Raw genomic sequence first — 3,373 nt, forward strand, 5'->3', positions numbered from 1 at the left:
CAATCGTTTTGTATGACAGCGGGTCCCAACAGAGGGCTCAGCGCTGACTGGCCAGCGCCCGGCGCAGGGCCAGGAGCCACAGCAGTTGTTCATTCGAAGCAGGCAAGCAGGGGCTGTTCATCGTTGTCTTCCTTGTTAAATGTGATGGGCCGTGCAAGTCACAGTTTGAAACCCCTTGGAGGGGAAAATTCTCGGAAAGGTCCGTGTGTGGTGAAGGAAATTTCCGAGCGTCACGGGGCGGTGATATAGATATTCAATAAAGGTATTTAGAGAAATATTTTTATACCTTTAGAGTCTAGGGTTCGTGCTTACCGGCACAGCGCCACTATTCGTGAAACGACGCCGAGCCACCCTCGTGCCGACCCTGGACCTGCCCTATGCCGTACCTTCGTGACCCCGTGTCGAGGCCCCTTCCATGAGCTTCGACACCGCTTTCATGCTTAGCACACTGCCGGCCTTCTTCAAGGCCGTTGGCGTGACCCTGCAAGTCGGGGCGATCGCCATCGTCACCTCGTTGCTGGTGGCGCTGCTCAACGCGACGATCCTGGTGTTGCGCACGCCGTACCTGTGGCGCCTGGTCAAGGGCTACGTGGAACTGGCCCGCAACACACCGCTGCTGATCCAGTTGTTCTTCGTCTACTTCGCCTTGCCGAGCCTGGGGCTGAAGGTCTCCGGCTTCACCGCCGCAATCATCACCCTGACGTTCATGGGCGGTGCCTACCTCACCGAGGTGCTGCGCGCCGGGGTCGAGGCCGTGCCGCGGGCGCAACTGGAATCCGGGCGATCCATCGGGCTTTCCGAGGGTCAGCTGCTGCGCCATGTGATCCTGCCCCAGGCCGGCATCCTCAGCTTGCCGGCGCTGTTCGCCAACTTCGTGTTCCTGCTCAAGGAGACCACCGTGGTCTCGGCGGTGGCGGTGCCGGAGATCCTCTACACCACCAAGAACTACATCGCCCTGTACTACAAGACCTACGAAATGCTCGCCGTGCTGACCCTGCTCTGCGTGCTGATCTTCCTGCCGCTGTCGCTGCTGCTGCGCTACCTGGAACGGAGGCTGCAACATGGCCAGTTCGGGCATTGAGCTGCTGCTGGTTTCGCTGCCGCAACTGGCCACGGGGGCTGCGCAGACCCTGGCGATTTCGGCCCTGGGCATCCTGTTCGCCACCGTGGGCGGCGTGCTCTACGGCGTGCTGGCGACCCTCGGCAACCGTTGGCTGAACATCCTGCTGCAGGTGTACCTGGAGCTGTTCCGGGCGATCCCGGTGCTGGTCTGGTTGTACCTGGTGTTCTTCGGTTTGCCGATCTTCTTCGGCCTGAGCATCCCCAGCTTCTGGTGCGCGGTGCTGGTGCTGGGGCTGTGGGGCGCCAGCGAGGTCGGCGAGGTGGTGCGCGGCGCCTTGCAGTCGCTGCCACGCGGGCAGCGCGAGGCGGGGTTGTCGATCGGCCTGGGCGGCTGGCAGCTGTATGGCTACGTGCTGCTGCCCCAGGCGCTCAAGCGCATGACCCCGCCGACTATCAATATCTACACGCGGATCATCAAGACCAGCTCGCTGGCGGTGCTGATCGGCGTGGTCGAAGTGATCAAGGCGGGGCAGCAGATCATCGAGCGCACCTACGAATCGGTGCTGATCTACGGCGCGCTGTTCCTGTTCTTCTTTCTTGTCTGCTATCCGCTGTCGGCCGCCTCCCGCGTGCTGGAGCGGCGCTGGGCCCACGCATGAATCCATTGATCGAATTCCAAGGCTTCAACAAGTTCTTCGGCCAGCACCAGGTGCTCGCGGACGTCGACCTCAAGGTCCAGGCCGGCGAGGTGGTGGTGATCCTCGGCCCCAGCGGCTGCGGCAAGAGCACTCTGCTGCGTTGCCTCAACGGCCTGGAGGAGGCCCAGGGCGGCAGCCTGCGCCTCGACGGCCAGGAGCTGCTCGGCCCCGACACCGACTGGCGCCAGGTGCGTCAGCGGGTCGGCATGGTGTTCCAGAGCTACCACCTGTTCGGCCACATGAGCGTGATCGACAACCTGCTGCTGGGTCCGCTGAAGGTGCAGAAGCGCGAACGTCGCGAGGCCCAGGCCCAGGCCGAGGCACTGCTGGCCCGGGTCGGGCTGCTGGACAAGCGCGACGCCTTTCCCCGCCAGCTCTCCGGTGGCCAGCAGCAACGGATCGCCATCGTCCGTTCGCTGTGCATGAACCCCCAGGTGATGCTGTTCGACGAGGTCACCGCCGCCCTCGACCCGGAGATGGTCAAGGAGGTGCTGCAGGTGATCCAGGGTCTGGCCCGCGAAGGCATGACCCTGCTCATCGTCACCCACGAAATGGCCTTCGCCCGCGCGGTGGCCGACCGAATCGTGTTCATGGAGGCCGGCAGGATCCTTGAACAGAACCACCCCGAGCGCTTCTTCACCCAACCGCAGAGCGCACGCGCGCAGCAGTTCCTGGAGAAATTCTCGTTCGTCGAAAGCCTGCCCAAGACACTGCACAAGGAACTGTCATGAAGACTGCCCCGTTCGCCAAACTGCTCGCTCCACTGCTTGGCCTGGCCCTGCTGGCCGGCTGCAACAAATCCGAAGACCCGGCCAAACCTGCCGCCGCCTCGCCGGCCACCAGCTACCTGGAAACCATCAAGGCCCGCGACAAGCTGATCGTCGGCGTTTTCACCGACAAGCCACCGTTCGGCTTCGTCGATGAAAGCGGCCGCTACGTCGGCTTCGACACCGACATCGGCCGCCGCTTCGCCAAGGACCTGCTGGGCGATGAGAGCAAGGTCGAGTTCGTCGCCGTCGAGCCTGCCAGCCGCATTCCGTTCCTGCAGAGCGACAAGGTCGACCTGATCCTCGCCAATATGACCGTCACCCCCGAGCGCAAGGAAGCGGTGGACTTCACCAACCCCAACCTGCGTGTGGCGGTACAGGCCATCGTCGCTGATGGCAGCCCGGTGCAGAAGCTCGACGACCTGGCCGACAAGACAATCATCGTCACCACCGGCACCACCGCCGATATCTGGCTGACCAAGAACCATCCGGACTGGAAGCTGCTCAAGTTCGAGAAGAACACCGAGTCGCTGGCTGCCCTGGCCAATGGCCGTGGCGATGCCTATGCCCAGGACAACCTGATCCTGTTCAGCTGGGCCAAGCAGAACCCGGGCTATCGCGTGCTGCCGCAGCTGTTGGGCGACGAGGCGCCGATCGCCCCGGCGGTGAAGAAGGGCAACACCGAGTTGCGCGACTGGGTGAACAGCGAGCTGGCCAAGCTGGGCGAGGAGAAGTTCCTGCTCAAGCTGTATGACCAGTACGTACGTAAGGAACTGAGCGACGACACCAAGCCTGAAAGCGTCATCGTCGAAGGCGGCAAGTGGCAGGGTTGATCGCCTGACGGAT

Annotated in this window: 4 protein-coding genes; all 4 read left to right on the top strand. The window is 63.2% G+C overall.

Annotated features, from left to right (window positions below):
• Positions 1-415: 415 nt before the first annotated feature.
• The 4 genes from V0R62_RS26540 to V0R62_RS26555 are packed head-to-tail and all read left to right on the top strand — an operon-like array spanning position 416 to position 3,360.
• Positions 416-1,081: an amino acid ABC transporter permease gene (locus V0R62_RS26540; RefSeq protein ID WP_330105811.1), complete on the top strand. Its 666-nt coding sequence runs from the start codon at positions 416-418 to the stop codon at positions 1,079-1,081.
• On the top strand, positions 1,062-1,721 hold the full coding sequence (locus tag V0R62_RS26545; protein WP_330105812.1) for an amino acid ABC transporter permease: 660 nt from the start codon (positions 1,062-1,064) through the stop codon (positions 1,719-1,721). The genes V0R62_RS26540 and V0R62_RS26545 overlap by 20 nt, the downstream gene beginning before the upstream one ends.
• Complete coding sequence (locus V0R62_RS26550) at positions 1,718-2,491, top strand: amino acid ABC transporter ATP-binding protein (RefSeq protein WP_330105813.1); 774 nt, start codon at positions 1,718-1,720, stop codon at positions 2,489-2,491. Before V0R62_RS26545 ends, V0R62_RS26550 begins: the two co-directional genes overlap by 4 nt.
• Positions 2,488-3,360 (top strand): transporter substrate-binding domain-containing protein, encoded by an 873-nt coding sequence (locus tag V0R62_RS26555; RefSeq protein ID WP_198743515.1) that lies wholly within the window; start codon positions 2,488-2,490, stop codon positions 3,358-3,360. The genes V0R62_RS26550 and V0R62_RS26555 overlap by 4 nt, the downstream gene beginning before the upstream one ends.
• Positions 3,361-3,373 lie beyond the last annotated feature (13 nt).

This window comes from Pseudomonas carassii (genome assembly GCF_036324045.1).
GTDB lineage: Bacteria > Pseudomonadota > Gammaproteobacteria > Pseudomonadales > Pseudomonadaceae > Aquipseudomonas > Aquipseudomonas peradeniyensis.